Source organism: Paraburkholderia caffeinilytica (assembly GCF_051027425.1).
GTDB lineage: Bacteria > Pseudomonadota > Gammaproteobacteria > Burkholderiales > Burkholderiaceae > Paraburkholderia > Paraburkholderia caffeinilytica_A.
This window is the reverse complement of the sequence record NZ_CP186553.1, coordinates 1,245,080-1,262,761: the sequence shown is the minus strand read 5'-3', so window position 1 is coordinate 1,262,761 and position 17,682 is coordinate 1,245,080. Positions and strand designations below refer to the sequence as shown.

15 protein-coding genes are annotated in these 17,682 nt (G+C 62.0%); 3 read left to right on the top strand and 12 right to left on the bottom strand.

Going from position 1 to position 17,682, the window contains the following annotated elements:
- The first annotated feature begins 49 nt into the window (after positions 1-49).
- Complete coding sequence (locus ACOSV0_RS26165; RefSeq protein ID WP_434115009.1) at positions 50-2,380, top strand: patatin-like phospholipase family protein; 2,331 nt, start codon at positions 50-52, stop codon at positions 2,378-2,380.
- Between the two features lie 22 nt (positions 2,381-2,402).
- On the opposite strand, the gene ACOSV0_RS26160 is transcribed toward ACOSV0_RS26165, so the two are convergent.
- The 3 genes from ACOSV0_RS26160 to ACOSV0_RS26150 all read right to left on the bottom strand — a co-directional run bounded on the left by ACOSV0_RS26160 (position 2,403) and on the right by ACOSV0_RS26150 (position 5,639).
- Positions 2,403-3,533, bottom strand: a complete 1,131-nt coding sequence (locus tag ACOSV0_RS26160) for an ATP-binding protein (RefSeq protein ID WP_434115008.1) — start codon at positions 3,531-3,533, stop codon at positions 2,403-2,405.
- A 475-nt stretch (positions 3,534-4,008) separates the two neighbouring features.
- Positions 4,009-4,794, bottom strand: a complete 786-nt coding sequence (locus ACOSV0_RS26155; RefSeq protein ID WP_434115006.1) for an alpha/beta hydrolase — start codon at positions 4,792-4,794, stop codon at positions 4,009-4,011.
- 140 nt (positions 4,795-4,934) lie between these two features.
- Positions 4,935-5,639 (bottom strand): response regulator, encoded by a 705-nt coding sequence (locus tag ACOSV0_RS26150; protein ID WP_434115004.1) that lies wholly within the window; start codon positions 5,637-5,639, stop codon positions 4,935-4,937.
- A 234-nt stretch (positions 5,640-5,873) separates the two neighbouring features.
- On the opposite strand from ACOSV0_RS26150, the gene ACOSV0_RS26145 reads away from it, so the two are divergent.
- Positions 5,874-6,851: a DUF535 family protein gene (locus tag ACOSV0_RS26145; RefSeq protein ID WP_434115003.1), complete on the top strand. Its 978-nt coding sequence runs from the start codon at positions 5,874-5,876 to the stop codon at positions 6,849-6,851.
- 278 nt (positions 6,852-7,129) lie between these two features.
- Positions 7,130-7,510: a DUF2917 domain-containing protein gene (locus ACOSV0_RS26140; protein WP_434115001.1), complete on the top strand. Its 381-nt coding sequence runs from the start codon at positions 7,130-7,132 to the stop codon at positions 7,508-7,510.
- 180 nt (positions 7,511-7,690) lie between these two features.
- Here ACOSV0_RS26140 and ACOSV0_RS26135 read toward each other — a convergent pair whose 3' ends face one another.
- The 9 genes from ACOSV0_RS26135 to ACOSV0_RS26095 all read right to left on the bottom strand — a co-directional run bounded on the left by ACOSV0_RS26135 (position 7,691) and on the right by ACOSV0_RS26095 (position 17,414).
- Positions 7,691-8,263: a hypothetical protein gene (locus ACOSV0_RS26135; protein ID WP_434114999.1), complete on the bottom strand. Its 573-nt coding sequence runs from the start codon at positions 8,261-8,263 to the stop codon at positions 7,691-7,693.
- A gap of 557 nt (positions 8,264-8,820) precedes the next feature.
- Complete coding sequence (pcaF, locus tag ACOSV0_RS26130) at positions 8,821-10,023, bottom strand: 3-oxoadipyl-CoA thiolase (RefSeq protein WP_434114997.1); 1,203 nt, start codon at positions 10,021-10,023, stop codon at positions 8,821-8,823.
- Positions 10,024-10,485: 462 nt separating this feature from the next.
- Complete coding sequence (denD, locus tag ACOSV0_RS26125) at positions 10,486-11,466, bottom strand: D-erythronate dehydrogenase (protein ID WP_434114996.1); 981 nt, start codon at positions 11,464-11,466, stop codon at positions 10,486-10,488.
- Positions 11,467-11,494: 28 nt separating this feature from the next.
- A complete protein-coding gene (gene otnI, locus ACOSV0_RS26120) occupies positions 11,495-12,283 on the bottom strand; it encodes a 2-oxo-tetronate isomerase (protein WP_434114994.1) in 789 nt (262 codons plus the stop codon).
- A gap of 100 nt (positions 12,284-12,383) precedes the next feature.
- Positions 12,384-13,718, bottom strand: a complete 1,335-nt coding sequence (locus ACOSV0_RS26115) for an MFS transporter (protein WP_434114992.1) — start codon at positions 13,716-13,718, stop codon at positions 12,384-12,386.
- Between the two features lie 66 nt (positions 13,719-13,784).
- Entirely contained in the window at positions 13,785-14,447 is a 663-nt protein-coding gene (locus tag ACOSV0_RS26110; RefSeq protein ID WP_434114990.1) for an aldolase, read from the bottom strand.
- The gene (gene otnK, locus ACOSV0_RS26105) at positions 14,444-15,754 is read right to left on the bottom strand and encodes a 3-oxo-tetronate kinase (RefSeq protein ID WP_434114988.1); all 1,311 of its coding nucleotides are present in this window, start codon (positions 15,752-15,754) and stop codon (positions 14,444-14,446) included. The genes ACOSV0_RS26110 and otnK overlap by 4 nt, the downstream gene beginning before the upstream one ends.
- Before the next feature lie 15 nt (positions 15,755-15,769).
- Positions 15,770-16,660: an L-threonate dehydrogenase gene (gene ltnD, locus ACOSV0_RS26100; RefSeq protein ID WP_434114987.1), complete on the bottom strand. Its 891-nt coding sequence runs from the start codon at positions 16,658-16,660 to the stop codon at positions 15,770-15,772.
- A gap of 49 nt (positions 16,661-16,709) precedes the next feature.
- Complete coding sequence (locus ACOSV0_RS26095) at positions 16,710-17,414, bottom strand: FadR/GntR family transcriptional regulator (protein WP_434114986.1); 705 nt, start codon at positions 17,412-17,414, stop codon at positions 16,710-16,712.
- Between the last annotated feature and the right edge of the window lie 268 nt (positions 17,415-17,682).

Here is a 17,682-nt window from a genome sequence, read left to right as displayed (position 1 = left end):
CCGGAGAAAAACAATGTAATCTCTCGGTTTTCTTCCTGCATCAAAACAGATGAGTCGAGCGTTGGCGAGCGAACAACTACAACAAACGGCAACCCATACGTGGCGTCGGCCCATCGTTCCCCGTCTGCGCTGCACCGTGCTGCTGCTGGCGTGCGGGATCGCCGCGCTCGCACGCCCCGCTCTTGCAGCCGAGTCCGCGTGCAGTGCCGAAGCAGGCGCGGCCGGCCGGCCCTCCGTCGGTCTCGTGCTCTCAGGCGGCGGCGCGCGCGGCTATGCCCACCTCGGCGTGTTGAAGGTGCTCGAGGAAAACCGCATTCCGGTCGACTGTATCGCCGCCACCAGCATGGGCGCCGTGGTCGGCGGCCTGTACGCGAGCGGTATGACGGCGCAGGACATGCAAAAACGCCTCACGGGCATCAATCTCGCGGACATTGCGTTCGACGTTACCGAACGCGCCGATCTGCCGCAATCGCGCCGCGAGGACGAGCGTCTGTATGTGAATAGCCTTTCGCTCGGCTATGGCGCCAACGGTTTCCGCTTGCCGGTGGGACTGGTCCAGGGCAATCGCCTGCAAGCGCTGCTGCAGGACTGGACGTCCGCCGTGCCGGGCAGCGTTTCGTTCGACCGTCTGCCGATCCCTTATCGCGCGATCGCCACCGATCTGCGCACCGGCCAGAAGGTGGTGCTCGATCACGGTTCGCTGCCGCAGGCGATTCGCGCGAGCATGGCGTTGCCCGGCCTGTTCGCACCCGCCGATATCGACGGGCGCACGCTGGTGGACGGCGGCATCGTCAGCAATCTGCCCATCGAAACGGCGCGTGACATGGGCGCGAACGTCGTGATCGCCGTCGATATCGGCTCGCCGCTGCGGCCGCTGGATGCACTCGCTTCGCCCGCCGACGTGATGCAGCAGATGATCGGCATCCTGATCCACCAGAACGTTGCGCGCCAGCGCGAACAACTGCAAACCGGCGACGTACTGATCGAACCGGCGCTCGGCTCGCTGAGCTTCACCGACTTCGCCAACGCGAGCCAGGCGATCGCAGCCGGCGCCGCCGCTGCCCGCGCGGCACTACCGCAGCTTCAGCATCTGGCGCTCTCGCCCGCTGACTACGCCGCGTGGCGCGCCCGGCACGCGCCGCCCGCAGCGCATCCGGTGCGGGTCACGCAGATCGAGATCGCCTCGCAAGGCGTGGTGCCCGAAGATAAGATTCGCGCCGCGTTGCACGTCAAACCCGGCGACGTGTACGATCCCGCCGCGCTCAACAAGGACTTGCTGGCGCTCTCCACGGCCGGTGATTTCGACAGCGTGAGCCAGCAACTCGTCGACGACGGCGATGAGCACAAGCTCGTGATCGTCGCGCAGCAGAAACAGTGGGGACCGAATTTCCTGCTGTTCGGGCTCGGTCTCTCGAGCAGTTCGACGGATGAAGGCGGCTTCCGGTTGCATCTCGGCTACCGCCGGCCGTGGCTCACTTCGTCAGGGCTCGAGGGGCGAGTGGATGGGACCGTCGGCAGCGATCTGATCAACCTGCATGCGGAATTGCGGCAGCCGTTGTCGAGTTCGTTCGGCTATTACGTCGCGCCTTATCTCGAGTTTCAGCGCCGCTACGCCAATCTCTACGACGACTCCGGCGATATCAAGGTGACGCAATATCTGTTGCAGACCGAGCGCGTCGGAGTCGATCTGGGGTTGCCTCTCGCACGTCTCGGCGACTTCCGTATCGGCGTGGCGTACGCGCATGGCTTCGCGTCGCCGCAATACAACTTGCCGCTCGCGGACGGACCCAACTCGCCGCTGCTGTTCCCCGATATCTACGGGCGTCAGCTTAGCGCGCGCGCACGTCTCGTGATCGATCAGCTCGACGATCCGCTGTTTGCGCGCAAAGGCTACTTCGGCGAACTACGCGTAGAACGTTCGTTATTCGCAGGCACCGACAGTTTCACCGAGGTGTACGGCAAAAGCATTGTCGCGGCGAGTTACGGGCGGCATAGCGTCAACGCGAGCATCGAAGCGGGTAACGACTTCGGCGGCACCAATCTGACGAACCCGTTCGGCTTTACGCTGGGCGGTTTTCAGCATCTGTCAGCCTACGCCGCCGATCAGCTGTCCGGCAATTCGATGGTGTACGGGCAGGTGACGTATATGAATCAGCTCGCCACGTTTAACGCGTCGCCGATTCGCGGCCTGTATGCAGGCCTGAGCATTGAAGCCGGTAACGTCTGGAACCGCGATTCGCAGTTCGGCAGCGGACCACTGAAGCGCAGCGTGACGGCTTTCACCGCGCTGACCAGTTCATTCGGTCCGATATATCTCGGCGTAGCGTTCGCACCCGGCGGCCGCCATAACTTTTACTTCCAGTTGGGACATACCTATTGAAGCTGCGTAGGTACGGTGTTCTTCACGTCGCCGTGCCTGCCGGCCAGCTCATTTCGAAACGTGCTCCGCCGAGCGTCAATGGATCGGTGACGGCTATGCGGCCGTGATGAGCGCGCAGCACCTGTTGCGTAATCGCGAGACCCAGGCCGTAGCCGCCGGTCTGGCGATCGAGCCGTACGAAGGCGTTGAAAATGCGCTCGCGCTGGTCGGCGGGCACGCCGGCGCCGTCGTCTTCCACGTAGATTTCCACATTGCCATGCTTGACGCTCAGGCCGACCATGATCTGCGAATGGGCGTATTTGCTGGCGTTGCGCAGCAGGTTGCGCATTGCGTAGGACATGAGGCGCTTGTCCATCACCACACGCAGCGAGGTATCCACGTCGACTTGCGGGACGAGTTGCTTGTCCGCGTATAACAGCGTGGCGTCGGTAATCTGGCTGTCGAACCATGCCGTAAGCACGGTGGATTCGAGGTTCGATTGCAGGGAACTGTATTCGAGGCGCGCGTAGGTCAGGCTCATGTCGATGAGCTCGTCGAGTTCGGTGACGTCCTGAGCGATGCTTGCCAATGCACTGTTGTATTCGGCCGCGGACGCGGGTTCGCGGAGATTCTCCAGTGCGAAGCGCACGCGGGCCAGCGGCGTGCGGAGTTCGTGGGAGATGCCGTTGGTGAGTTCGCGCTGCGCGGCGATCAGGCGCTCCATGCGCTCGGCCAGCGCGTTTAACGTGCGGGCCAGTGGGCCGATGATGACGCTGTGCGATTCGCGGGCACGGGTGTTGAAGCGGCCGCCGGTGAAGTCGATGGCGCGCTCGCGGACCATGACGAGGTCCAGCCAGACTGGGCGCATCCAGCGGTAGGCTGTTATTGCTGGGAGCAGGAGTGTGACTAATGCGATTGGTATTGAGGCTTTGGTTGTTGTTAGCGCTTGCCAGAGCGATGGGGATGTTTTTAGTGTCAGGTTCAGGGTGGTGATTGAGGCTGCTAGTACTAGCACGGTTAGGGTTAACAGGCGGGTGTAGACGCGGAGGTATAGCCTCGACCAGCTGGGGATTCGGTCTGCTCGGGTGTCGGTCCAGTTGCGGCGGAAATGGTGCCAGCGCCATTTGGCATAGCGGTGGGGGGGTAAGGGTTTTGGCTCCGCTGGGGGTGGCATTTTGGGTTTCTCTGGGTTTTTGCTGTTCTGGTTTTTTGCTGTTCTGGTTTTGGGTGTTCTGGTTTTGGCGGTTTTGGTTTTTGCGGTTTTGGTTTATTAGCGTTTGCCCCTGTGCGGGGCGGCACTTACTTTCTTTGCCGCCGCAAAGAAAGATAAGCAAAGAAAGCGGCTCAAACCGCCAGCTTATAAGCGGGTCCTCCGCGCAGTTGCGGTAGCGGCACATCTGGAATCTGTGTTCTCGCACACTCCGCGTTTGTGACAAGGCAGTCATTCTTCCGGCAGCGCTGCGCGCGCCGATACCTATTTCTAAAACCGTTGGGACGCTTGCTGGTTTCTTCGACGCGTCGTCGGTAAGTTACTGCGCTCTGGTCCGCGGTGGGTTGCTGTGCTCTGGTCCGCGTTTTTGCTTGTCTTTCCGGTTCTGCGCGTTGCGCAAAACCGGTTCTTGTGGCCTCTGGTCGGTTGCTGTTGCTTCTTACGCTCTCTGTACGAATGCCAGTGTTTGCTCCGCTACCGTGTCCCGCTCGTTGTCTAGTGTGATCATGTGGTAGCTGTCGGTCAAGCGCACAAAGGTCACCGAGCGGCTTCCCAGGTTGTCGCACACGAATTCCGCGGAGCGGATGCTGGTCACCTCGTCTTCCTCCGAATGCATGACCAAGGTCTCGCAGGTCACGCGCCCCAAGGCTCGCTTCACCGCGAAGCGCATCCAGTCAACCTGCTCGATCGCCGCCAATGGCACGTACGGATAGTGGACGCCACTGCCCTTCTGCAAATGGCGGCGGATCAGGTTGCGGATGCGTGCATTCTTGATGCCAAACGGTTCGCCCTCAGGTACGCGAATCAATCGGCGTAAGCCGGGCACGCAGTACAACAGGTAGCGCAACGGTCGCAAACGTGAACCGCCCCAGCCATCGAGGAATAAAGGCGGCGATAGCAGAATCAGGCGCCCTGTCGTCATGCGCTCCCGCGCACTCAACATCAATGCAAGTAACGCCCCCATCGAAATGCCGGCGACGTCGACTCGCTCGTAACGTGTCAGCAAGTCGCGGTATGTGCGGCTCAGCAATTGCATGTAGTCGCTCAACGTCACGCGGCTCAATGCATCCGGGTTCGAGCCGTGGCCCGGCAGCGACGGTAAATGTACGTCGCAACCGATCTGCTCGAATTTGCGGTCAAGCGCGCCGAAATCATGGCGCGTGCCGCCCAAGCCGTGAATCATCAACACAGCATGGCGGGAAGAAACAGAAACGCGAGCGGACATCACTAAGCCTGTCGTTGCACAAGCCCGCGATGCTAATCATCACCGCCTCGAATCACTGTCAAGTTGAGGCGGGGTTTGTGGAGTTTTGTCGGCCGATATTTCGACGTATTACGTAATCGAAACTCAACGCCAACTCGTCTTCAATCCCACGCCAGCTTACTGAACTGGTAGCCCTTGCCGCGCACCGTCTTGATGCGCTGCGGTGTGCCCGCGTCGTCATGCAGTTTGCGGCGCAGCTTGGAAACGCCGCCGTCGATCGTACGGTCGAGGCCGTCAAACTCGATGCCGCGCAGTTGCCGCATCAACTCGTCGCGGCTCACGACCTCACCGGCGCAACTCACCAACGCCCACAGCAAATCGAATTCGGCCGATGTCAGATCGGGCAAGCTGCCGTCCGGTAGTTTGACCGTGCGGTTTGTCCGGCTGATCTCGAACTTGCCGAACGTGTAGCTCTCGGGCTGGCTGGTCTCCGGCGCGCGCACGCTCACGCGGCGCAATTGCGCCTTGATGCGCGCGAGCAGCACGCGTGGCTCGACAGGCTTATGCACGTAGTCGTCCGCGCCGAATTCGAGGCCCAGCACTTCGTCGAACTGCTCGTCGCGGGCGGTCACCATGATGATCACGCCGTTGAATTGCTCGCGCGCCTCACGGCAAATCTGGAAACCGTCCTTGCCAGGCAGGTTCACGTCGAGAATCACAAGGTCCGGGCGGCGCTTGAGAATGGCCGGCACGGCCTCGTTGCCATGCAGCACGGTCTCGACTTCGTATTCGTGTTTGCGCAGATAACCGGCAACCAGGGCGGACAGGCGGTCATCGTCTTCGACAAGCAGGATCCGGAATGGCATGGGACGAATCGTTCAGGGCTGAGACTGTTTCAATAGCGGTGGACAACGGCACGACCATACGGCACGCAAACCCGCGGGTATGCCGGACGGGTCGGCTCGACGCACAGCATAGCGGATGCGTCGCACATCATGCGACACGCTCGACAAAACTCGACAAACGCACAAGCAATTCGACATGGAGGCGCGATCCGCGCCGCTAGCATCCCCTCGGTCGAAATAGCCCAGGGAGTTGCCATGACGACTGTTTCCAGCAAGGGGGCTCGCGCCCGCTTGCCGTTGCTCGCGACAGCCATGACGTCCTTCGCCGTCATTCAGCAGGCCGCGCATGCACTGTATCCCGGCACCGGCGTCTTTCATCGCTGGCGCCGCATGCGCCTGTGGCTGCGCTCGCTGTTGTCGTGGCGCTCGACGCAAGTATGGCTCAAACGCTGTGCGATTTCTCCTTTACACGATCTGGTGGAGCGTCATCCCACTGCGCTCGAACGCATGCACCGGCCGTTCCTTCATACCCGTTTCAGCCCGCGCGAACGCCTCACGGCAAGCCTCGATCATCATGCGCTGACACAGCAGCGCGTGCCGCAACTCGCCGCGCGCATCGCCGCGGCAGGCTCGGCACCGATTGCATTTTTCGACGTGGGCGCCGAACGCTGGCACGTGTCGCTCGAATCGCTCGAGCAGTTTCAGAAGGAAGGCGACTGGACCTTGTGCATCCGCGACGCGCGGGACCGGCGCATCGTCTCCTGCACCTTCAGTCTTGCCTATCTCGGCGGCAAAGTGCGGCGGCCGCGTCTTTGCATCGGCTCCGTGCAGGGTCCTGACAATTCGGTCAACGGGCGCGAGCTGTTTCGCGCGCTCACCAAACGGTGGCACGGACTGCGGCCGAAAGTACTGGTAATTTACCTTGCGCAATGTGTCGCCGCGGCGCTCGACGCGGGAGGCACCTTCATCGTCTCGAAGCAGGCGCACATCTATGCGAACTGGCGTTATTGCCTGAGAAAGCGCCGTGTGGCTGCCGACTACGATCGATTGTCGATCGAGTGCGGAGCGCTCGCGCGCTGGAACGGCTGGTTCGTCCTCGCGCCGCCGGCGCGCTATCTGGCCGAACGCCAGAGCGACAACACCGGTAACGCAACCCGCCGCAAGCGCTACGCGTTGCGAAGCGCACTCGCCGCGCAGATTCGCTACAGCGTCGCGGCAAGCAAGATGCATTGATATCGCACGCCTCGTGTTGTTGCTTGAATCCATTGCGATTTTTTTATTGACAAGACATGCGGCAAAACGGCACACTGATTCGCATGTTGACGCACACCTCCATCGCCGTCGCGATTAAAAACCGAACAATGCATGCCGTGATCGGCAGGCGTTTGGGAGCATGTGCGCGTTAGCAGTCTGAATCTGCAAACAGGACCCAAAGGCCCCGCCGGTAACGGAAGGGGCCTTTTGTTTTGTGGGTGCCTCCTCCGTCTTCCGGCTCGATGACGGAGAGCAAGATGGATCAGGCAAGCCCGCAATGCATGGATGACGACTCAAGTCTGTCTGCACATCAACAGGACGAGCGTCAGCCGAAGGTAGTCGTGCATTTTTCCGTAGTGCCAGGCGCGACGCTGACATGGCGTGTCGACACCGACAGCACGCTCTGTGTGCAAGGCGCGCGCCTATGGCTCACGCGCGTCAACTCGCCGTACGATCATTGGCTCGACCCGGGCAACGAGTTCCGGCTGCATCGCGGCGAACGCGTGTGGGTCAGCACGGATAGCGAACGCACTGTGCGTGTGTCGTTGAGTTATGCGTTGCCTATCCGGCCTGGTCTTGTCAAACGCTGGCTAGGGCGGCTCGCGTGGTTAGGTCTCGAAGCGCCGATGGTCCGGTAGCGTGCCTCGTCGCGACTCGATGATCGAGATTTCGTACCGTGGAAAAGCAAACACCCCTGCAGTGAGGGGTGTTTGCCGATCGGTCATGCCGGTTCAGATGAGCCGCGCATGCCATGTTGCGCGGCTACGCCGTGCTGTTTGAACGCGTGCCGCTCACTGGCATGGCACTTACTGCCCCGCCTATTGCGGCGTCACTTGCACGGCCGCGGCTGAAACGAAAACCGCATGAATCGTATCGCCGACCTTGACGCCCTTCAGATCGACGTCCGGCCCGACTTCGAGCGTTTGCGTCTGATACGCGCCGCGCAGGGTAACGAGGCGCTTCTTGTGATCGATCTTCTGCACGGTGGCGAGCACTTCGACCTGACGTGCGGATTCAAAGCCACCCGAGGCCGGCGCATACACCTGCGTATCGACGCGCGCACGAATGCCCTTGTTCGCACCGGTGACTTTGTCGGCCTTCACCAGCAACGCATTCTTGTACAGCACGTCCACCCGGTCACCGATCTTCAGTTGATCGAAACCGGCGACCTGCTGGCTCACCAGTACGACCACCGCATTGCCGCCCGGCCCTTTGAGCGTGAGCGTGCGGCTGCCCGGATCGATCCCGACGATCTCGGCCTTCACATGCACCGGTTGCACTGCGCCGACGATGCCCTGCGCGGCACTCGCCATCGCATCTTGCGCCCACGCCGGCTGCGCTGCGGCGAAAGCCGCTACCACCAACGCTGCTCCAATCGTCGCTGCTTTCATCTACGCTCTCCTCGAGAAATTGTTCGATCCGGCGTAACGGCGATCTGGAACCACAGGATGCCGATTAACACCGCGAATACATACATCTTCAGGATGTCGCTTATTAAAGCGGGGTACGGCGCAACGATTGTACATGCCTTACAAGAAACTACGATTGTTTATATTTCGATTATCAAATCAATGGATATGCATGATGCGAAGTGCTGCGGCGCGGCGTCGCAGCGGCACCTTGCCAGTTGACAACAGCGCCCCAACCTTCTCCGCCATTTATATACGGAGGCAATACTTAATATGCGATAAGCATTAATACATACGGCGCGACAGTTCAATTACTCGCAATTCTTTTCATCGGTGGAATTTGCCGCAATGAAATCGAAAACCGTCATTGACACCGATTAAACAAAAATTTAATAGCCGGTGAATTCATGCACTGCGCAAAATAAAACAGCCCCGTCGCCAGAGCGAAGGGGCTGTTCATCATGCGGCTGCAGGCGCGCTATACGCCCAGCCTCGACACTAACAACGCTGCGGCGCTTCCCTGCACCAACGCCAAACCATTACACCCGTTCAATCGCAATCGCGATGCCCTGCCCGACGCCGATACACATCGTGCACAGGGCAAAGCGGCCTTGCGTGCGATGCAGTTGATACATCGCGGTCGTGACCAGACGCGCGCCGCTCATGCCGAGCGGGTGGCCGAGCGCAATCGCGCCGCCGTTCGGATTCACGCGCGCGTCGTCGTCCGCGACACCGAGCGTGCGCAGCACGGCAATACCTTGCGAGGCGAATGCTTCGTTCAGTTCGATCACGTCGAGCTGGTCGATGGTCATGTTCAGACGAGCCAGCAATTTCTGCGTGGCGGGCGCCGGGCCGATGCCCATCACGCGCGGCGCGACGCCTGCCGTTGCGATTCCCAGCACGCGTGCTCGCGGCGTGAGACCAAAGCGCTTCGCGGTTTCTTCGTTGGCAAGCAGCAAAGCCGCTGCGCCATCGTTCACGCCCGATGCATTGCCTGCCGTGACGGTGCCGTCCGGACGCACCACGCCCTTCAACTTGGCGAGCGCTTCAAGGCTGGTTTCGCGCGGGTGTTCGTCTTGCGACACGATGATCGGATCGCCCTTCTTCTGCGCGATCGTCACGCCGACGATTTCCTGCGCGAGCGTGCCGTCGCGTTGCGCGCGTGCGGCTTTCTGCTGACTGCGCAGCGCGAATGCATCCTGATCGGCGCGGCTGATGTTGTAATCGGTCGCGACGTTTTCGCCGGTCTCCGGCATCGAATCGACGCCGTACATCTGCTTCATCAGCGGGTTCACGAAACGCCAGCCGATCGTCGTGTCGAAGATGTCGGCCTGGCGCGAAAACGCGCTGCTGGCCTTGCCCATCACGAACGGCGCACGGCTCATGCTTTCGACACCGCCGGCCAGCATCAACGCGGCCTCGCCCGACTTGATCGCGCGCGCGGCAATGCCGACGGCGTCCATGCCCGAGCCGCACAGGCGGTTCACCGTGGAACCCGGCACGCCTTGCGGCAAACCGGCGAGCAGCAGCGACATGCGCGCGACGTTGCGGTTGTCTTCACCGGCCTGGTTGGCGCAGCCGTAGATCACGTCGTCGATCGCGTTCCAGTCGACGTTCTGGTTGCGCTCCATCAGCGCCTTGAGCGGCACTGCGCCCAGATCGTCGGCGCGAACCGACGACAGCGAACCCGCATAGCGGCCGATGGGGGTGCGAATCGCGTCGCACAGGAATGCTTCGGTCATAGGATGTCTCCAGTTGGTGTGCTGCGTGCGCTGCGCCGCATCCGGTATCCGTTAGCGTCGCCGGCCGCCTGCGCATGACGCGAGCCGGATGCTTCACAGCATCGACCCGGTGAGCGCAATGGGAAACGGCCGTATGGCAGCCGTCACGTCAATTCAGCTTAGCGCAGGATGGTGAACAGTAGGCCCGGGATTAAGGCCGCTTGTTCTATATACGAACTCACGGTCATATATCGAACAACTAGACCCGATAATAGGCGTGGGCGCGAAACCATGTCAAGCGAAGCCAGCTTCCGACCAGGGAATACGTGCAGGCCGGCGGCCTTCTTGCGATGACCACGCAAAAGATCTGAAGATTGACGCGCTCGCGCCGGCAAACAGGCTTTCAGGCCCTGCCGGCGTGAGGCTTTTGGACTTTTTGGCTATACAGGAAGACCCTGCAAATACCCATCCCGACACGCGCGCTCAGCGGAGTTGGATCCGCTCGTCCGCGATATAACCGCGAATCACATCGGCGAAGTTGCGGTCGCCGGTCAAGCCGAGCCGTTCGGCACGCGAGGCATCCCATTGCCCGGGCCAGCCGCCGACAATCTTCTCTATCCGCGCGTCCGGCTGCCACACAATCCGCTTCACGGTCTCTTCGCCCGCCACCTCGCGCAGCGCCGCCACCATTTCGTCGACGCTTACCGAAATCCCCGGCAGATTCAGCACGCGTTGATTGCCGAGCGCGGCGCCATCGAGCTCGAGTCCGGCAATCAGGCTCTCGATCGCCTTGCGCGGCGACAGCAGCCACACACGCGTCGTGCCCGCTACCGGACATACCGCCGTTTCGCCGTTCAACGGTTCGCGAATGATGCCGCTCGCAAACGACGACGCCGCCGCATTTGGCTTGCCCGGCCGCACGCTGATGGTGGGCAGCCGCAACACCCGGCCGTCGACGAAACCGCGCCGCGTGTAATCGTTGAGCAACAACTCCGCGATCGCCTTCTGCGCGCCGTACGACGATTGCGGATTCAACGCGGTGTCGTTCTGCACGACCTCGGGCAGATCGCCGCCATACACGGCGACTGAACTCGTGAACACCACACGCGGTTTGTGCCCGCGCTGCCGGCAGGTTTCCAGCAGCAGGCGCGACGCATCCAGATTGATGCGCATGCCGAGATCGAAATCCGCCTCGGCCTGCCCGCTCACGATCGCGGCAAGATGGAAGATCGCCGCGGTCCTGTCGTCGATCACGCGCTCGAGCACGCTGCGCTCCGCGATGTCGCCCACTTCCGAGCGCACGCGGCTGTCGCCGAAATCGCTTCCGTGCACCACGTCGAGCAACACCAGTTCGGTAATCGCCTGCAGCTTGCCGTGCTCGTCCTTCACGGACCCGCGCGCCAATAGTTCGCGCGCAAGACGCTGACCGAGAAAGCCCGCACCGCCGGTAATCAGTATTTTCATGATGTACTTTGTCCTTGCTTTGTCCGTATTAGCGGGCAGCGTTCAGATACGGCCTGAGCCAGCCGAGTCCCGCCGACGTGCCGGCCCGCGGCCGGTATTCGCAACCGATGTAGCCGTCGTAGCCCAGCGTGTCGATCAGATCGAACAGATAGGGATAATTCAGCTCGCCGATATCGGGCTCATGGCGCTCCGGCACACCGGCGATCTGAATATGGCCGATACCCGCCATATCGCGTTTGAGCTTCACCGCCAGGTCGCCTTCGACGATCTGGCAGTGATAGCAGTCGAACTGCACCTTGAGATTTGGCGCGCCCACTTCCGCGCAAATTGCCTGGGCATCGTCCTGACGATTCAGAAAGAAGCCCGGTATATCGCGCGTATTGATCGGCTCGATCACGACGGTAATACCTTCGGTTTGTGCGGCCTTTGCGGCATACGCGAGATTCTTCAGATACACCTCACGATGCGCGGCCCGCGGCTGATCCGCGCCGATCAACCCGGCCATCACATGCAGTTTGCGATTGCCAAGCACGCGCGTGTAATCGAGCGCGGTTTCAATGCTGCGGCGAAATTCGTCTTCGCGGCCCGGTAGTGAAGCGATGCCGCGCTCACCCGCAGCCCAGTCGCCGGGCGGCGCATTGAAGAGCGCCTGAGTCAGACCGTTTGCGTCGAGCCGAGCCTTGATTTCATCGGCCCGGAAATCGTAGGGGAATAGAAACTCCACGGCCTTGAAGCCGTCTTTTGCCGCGGCGTCGAAACGGTCGAGAAACGCGTGCTCGTTGTACATCATGGTCAGGTTGGCGGCGAAGTGAGGCATGGCTGCAACTCCTTAAAAACGGTTGAAACAGCGCGCGGATAGACACAATGAGCCGCAATAGGCGTTGCCTGATCGTGTTGCCCCGCGCGCGACATCCAGTTTAGCGATTGACCAGCCTGGCCGGCGTCAGCCACGTGGCAATCGCACCAATCACCAGCATGCCGGCCAGCACATACATGCCGATCTGCGTGCTATGCGTGAGATCCTTCAGATAGCCGATCATGTAGGGGCTCGCAAAGCCCGCGAGATTACCGATCGAATTGATAATCGCAATGCCGGCAGCAGCGGTCGCGCCCGACATGAACGCAGTCGGCAGCGACCAGAACAGCGGCGCGCAGGTCAGCACGCCTGCTGCGGCCAGCGAGAGAAATGCGATCGACACCACGGTATTGTCCGCAAACGAAGCGGCCACCGTAAAGCCGACCGCGCCGAACAGCGCCGGCACGATCAGATGCCAGCGGCGCTCGCGGCGCTTGTCGGCGCTATGGCCCATCAGGTTCATCACGACGATCGCGCACAGGAACGGAATCGCGCTCAGCAGGCCGATTTCGAATGCGCCGCTCACACCGGTCGATTTGACGAGCGTCGGCAACCAGAACGTCAGGCCGTATTGCCCGGTGACGAACGCAAAATAGATCAGCGACATCCACCACGTGCGCGGATCGCGGAACACCGCGCCGAGCGAATGCGATCGCGCATTGTGTTGTGGCTGCGCGGCGGCGATTTCATCGGTGAGCAAACGCTTTTCGCGCTCGCTCAGCCACTTCGCACTGGCGATGCCATTGTCGAGATACAGGATCGTCGCGATGCCGATCGCAATCGCTGGGATCGCCTCGATCAGGAACATCCATTGCCAGCCCGCGAAACCCGCGTTGTTATGGAACGACTGCATGATCCAGCCCGACAGCGGGTTGCCGAAAATCCCCGAGACCGGAATCGCCGACATGAACACCGCGATGATCTTGGCGCGCCGATGCGACGGAAACCAGTACGTCAGATACAGAATCACACCGGGGTAGAAACCCGCTTCCGCCAGTCCCAGCAGGAAGCGCAGGATATAGAACTGCATCGGCGTCTTGACGAACACGAACAGCGCGGACATCAGGCCCCATGTGATCATGATCCGTGCGATCCAGATACGCGCGCCGAGCTTGTGCATCAGAATGTTGCTCGGCAACTCGAACAGAAAGTAGCCGATAAAGAACACGCCGGCACCGAGGCCAAACACCGTTTCGCTAAACGCGAGATCTTGCGACATTTGCAGCTTTGCAAAGCCGACATTCACGCGGTCCAGATACGCAACCACGTAGCAGAGCATTAGAAACGGCACGATACGCCAGAACACCTTTTTATAGGTGCGTTCGACTTCGGCAGCGCCGGGTTGTCCTGCGGTCGCTGCAATGGGGCGGCTCGATGCCGTCTGGTACGAACTCATGCATTGTCTCCTTCCATGGATAGCCTGATGCGCCGCCGGGGCGCCTGGCTTTGTTGATGTCGGGTTCTACCAGCGCGCACCGAACACGGTGCGCAGTTCTTCGAGTGCTGCTTCGTCGAGCGGCGCGGGCCGCGGGTTCGTCATCAGCCACAGGCGCGCGGTCTCTTCGAGTTCTTCGAGCGCATAGGCCGCCTGCGCAACCGAGCGCTCCCACACCACCGGGCCGAGGCGCTCGAGTAAAACAGCGCGAACGGTATCGGCAAGCGCGGCGATCTGCGCGGCCACCTGTGGATCGCCGGGGCGTTTGTAACGAATCAGGGGGACGTGTCCCACTTTCATCACGTAGTACGGGGTGATCGGCGGCAGCACGTCCTGGTCGCTCCAGACGCCGGCTAATGTCAGCGCGACCAGATGTGTCGAGTGCGTGTGGACGATGCCGCGCGCTTCGCCGTTTCGCGCGTAGATGCCGCGATGCAGCGCCAGCGTCTTCGAAGGCTTGCCGCCGGATACCGCGTTGCCGGCCAGATCGACTTTGGCGATGTCGGCGGGGTCGAGCCGGCCGAGGCACGCATCGGTCGGCGTGATCAGCCAGCCGTCGTCGAGACGCGAGCTGATGTTGCCGGCGGTGCCCACGGTGTAGCCGCGTTGATAGAGACTCGCGCCGGTCACGCAGATTTCTTCGCGGACCCTGGCTTCGTTCGTCGTATGGAGTGCGGGCGCGCCGGTCATTGAAACGCTCCATCGAGATGGCGCAGCGCCTTTTCAAAAAAGTCGTCCGTACCGAAGTTGCCGGATTTCAGCGCCAGGGCGAGCGGCTCGGCCCCGGTCGTCGCGGTGGCCGGCACGCCGGGATCGATCTGCGCGCCGATACGCAGCGTCTGTACGTCGAGCGCCTGCACCACCGCGCCCGAGGTTTCGCCGCCGGCCACCACGAACTTGCGTACACCGCGCTCGCGCAAGCCGCGTGCGATCGACGCCAGAGTCGTTTCGACAAGATGTCCCGCTTCGCCAACGCCGAGTTCGCGCTGCACCGCTTTGACTTCGTCGGGCGAGGCGGTTGCATAGATCAGCACCGGCTGCGCTTTGCCGAAGTGTTCCTCCGCGAACGCCAGTGCCTGTTCGACCACCGGCTCACCGCGCGCAACCGCCAGCGGATCGATGCGGAACGAAGACCGCGTTGCGCGCCACAGCGCCACTTGCGCGTTGGTCGCTCTGGATGCGCTGCCCGCCAGGACGACCGACAGTCCTTCGACTCGCGGCAACTGCGCGGCGTCGGTTTGCGCCGCGAGCAAACCCGCGCGGCGGAAATTGCCGGGCAAACCTAGCGCGACGCCGGAGCCGCCCGTAATCAGCGTGAGGTCGGCACATGCTTCGCCGAGCACGTAAAGGTCCGCGTCCGACACCGCATCGGCAATCGCCATCCGCGCGCCGTCGCGGCGTAAAGCATCGAACGATTCGCGCACGGCGGCAACACCGTTGGCAACGGCGTCATGTCTCACCAGGCCGACTTTTGACCGGGTTTGCCGCTGCAGCACTCGCACGAGATTGGCATCGCGCATCGGTGTAAGCGGATGATTTTCCATACCCGATTCGTTAAGCAGCACATCGCCGACGAACAGATGACCGCGATAGATCGTGCGGCCATTCTCAGGAAACGCCGGGCACGCGATCGTGAAGGCCGCGGTTTCATCGTCCACGGATAACGCGTCGAGCAATGCGTCCGTCACCGGGCCGATGTTGCCCGCGTCGGTGGAATCGAAGGTCGAGCAGTACTTGAAGAAGAACTGGCGGCATCCTTGCGCGCGCAACCACTCGAGCGCGGCGAGCGATTGCGCGATCGCGTCGGCGGCGGGGATCGTGCGCGATTTCAGCGCAACGACCAGCGCGTCGGCCTCGATGACTTCGTTCGACGCGGGCACGCCGATGGTCTGCACCGTGCGCATGCCGCCGCGCACCAGCATGTTGGCGAGATCGGTGGCGCCGGTGAAATCGTCGGCGATACAGCCGAGCAGCGCGCGCCTGGAGGTGGTGGTCATGGTGAACTCCAGCGCTTATTTCGCCGCCGGCACGTCGATGCCGGGGAAAATCTTGATCACCGCGGAATCGTCCTCACCGCCAAGACCGGCAGACGACGCCATCATGAACATCTGATGCGCCGCCGCCGAGAGCGGCAAAGGAAACTTTGAACGGCGCGCCGTATCGAGCACAAGGCCGAGATCCTTCACGAAAATATCGACCGCCGACAGCGGCGTGTAATCGCCATTCAGAATGTGCGGCACGCGGTTCTCGAACATCCACGAATTGCCCGCGCTATGCGTGATGACCTCGTACAGCGCATCGGCATCCACGCCTTCGCGCAAACCGAGCGCCATCGCCTCGGCCGCCACCGCGATATGCACGCCGGCCAGCAACTGATTGATGATCTTCACTTTCGACCCGGCGCCGTGCGCCAGGCCGAGGCGGTACACCTTGCCGGCCATCGCGGCCAGCACGTTCTCGCACGCGGCATAGGCCGCTGCGGGGCCGGACGTCATCATTGTCATTTCACCGGATGCGGCGCGTGCCGCCCCACCCGACACCGGCGCATCGAGCATCTGCAAACCGGCCGCTTCGATCCGCCTGCCGAGGTCGATCGCGAAGTCAGGCGCGACGGTGGCGCTGGCGATCACCACGCTGCCCTTCTTCATCGCAGCAACCGCGCCTTGCGCGCCGAACAGCACCGCTTCGGTCTGCACGGCATTGACAACCAGCGTGACGACCACGTCGCATTGCGTCCCGAGTTCCGCGGGTGAGGCGCACCCCACGCCGCCTTCCGCGACGAACGCTTGCAAGACCTCATTGCGCAGATCGCACGCGTGAACCCGAAAACCGGCGCGCAATAACGAGCGCGCGACACCCAGGCCCATTGCACCAAGACCGATGACACCCACATTTCTGGACATGCCTAACCTCTGGGAATTCGTTAGTGGCTGACGCCGAAAGCGCTCGCGCTCAGCAAATACCCGCTTCCGCGAGTCGCCGTGCCGCGTTGTACATATGCGTGCGCGCCGCATTGCGCGCCGCCATCGGATCGCCCGCACGAATCGCGGCGGTGATCGCGGCGTGCTCTTCACGCACCTGACGCGAGAAGTCCTCACGCAGCGCTTCGTTGCGCCGCGTCACGACGGTGCCCGCTTCCAGATACTGATTCAGGAACGTGAGCGTCTTGAGGAAATAGGGATTGCCGGTGGCCACGGCAATTGCGCGATGGAACGCGACGTCTTCGGCGACACCGTCCTCGCCTTCGGCCACTGCTGCGTCGATCTTCGCGAGCGCGGCGTCGATTGCCACCATGTCGGCGTCGCTGCGGCGCATGGCGGCCTCCGATGCGACTTCCGCTTCGATCGCCCGCCGCAGCGCGAGAATCTGCAGCACTGAGCCTGCTTCGACGGCTTCCGCGTAATCGATGCGCAGCGGCCGGATCGCGCCATGCGCGGCGATGAACACGCCGCTGCCCTGGCGCGGCTCGACCACGCCTTCATTCTTCAGCCGCGAGATCGCCTCGCGGATCACCGTACGACTGACACCGAACTGCTCCGCCAGCACCGCCTCGGTCGGCAGCTTGCCGCCGCGCTTGAAGGTGCCTTTGTCGATCTGCTTGAGAAGCTGCTGCGCGACCGTATCGCTCAGCGCCTTGGCAGGAATCTTGTCGAACATCGATTTCCTCGATTCATCATGTTATCGGGTCATCATACAAATTTAAAACCGTGACCGCATCCTTGCAAACCCTGGGTCGACAGTCCAAAAAGCTGCGAGGTTGGCGAAAGCCAAGGCTTAAGCTATCGTCACGACTTTCCGCGACATCGCGCCGCTCCGCCTGTGCCCCGCCTGTGCCCCGGTTGGGTCCCGGCTCTGTCCCGGGTTGTGTCCCGCTGGCGCCCCGGCCGTGTTCCGTTTGTGCGCGACCGGCATACACCCTTCTTCG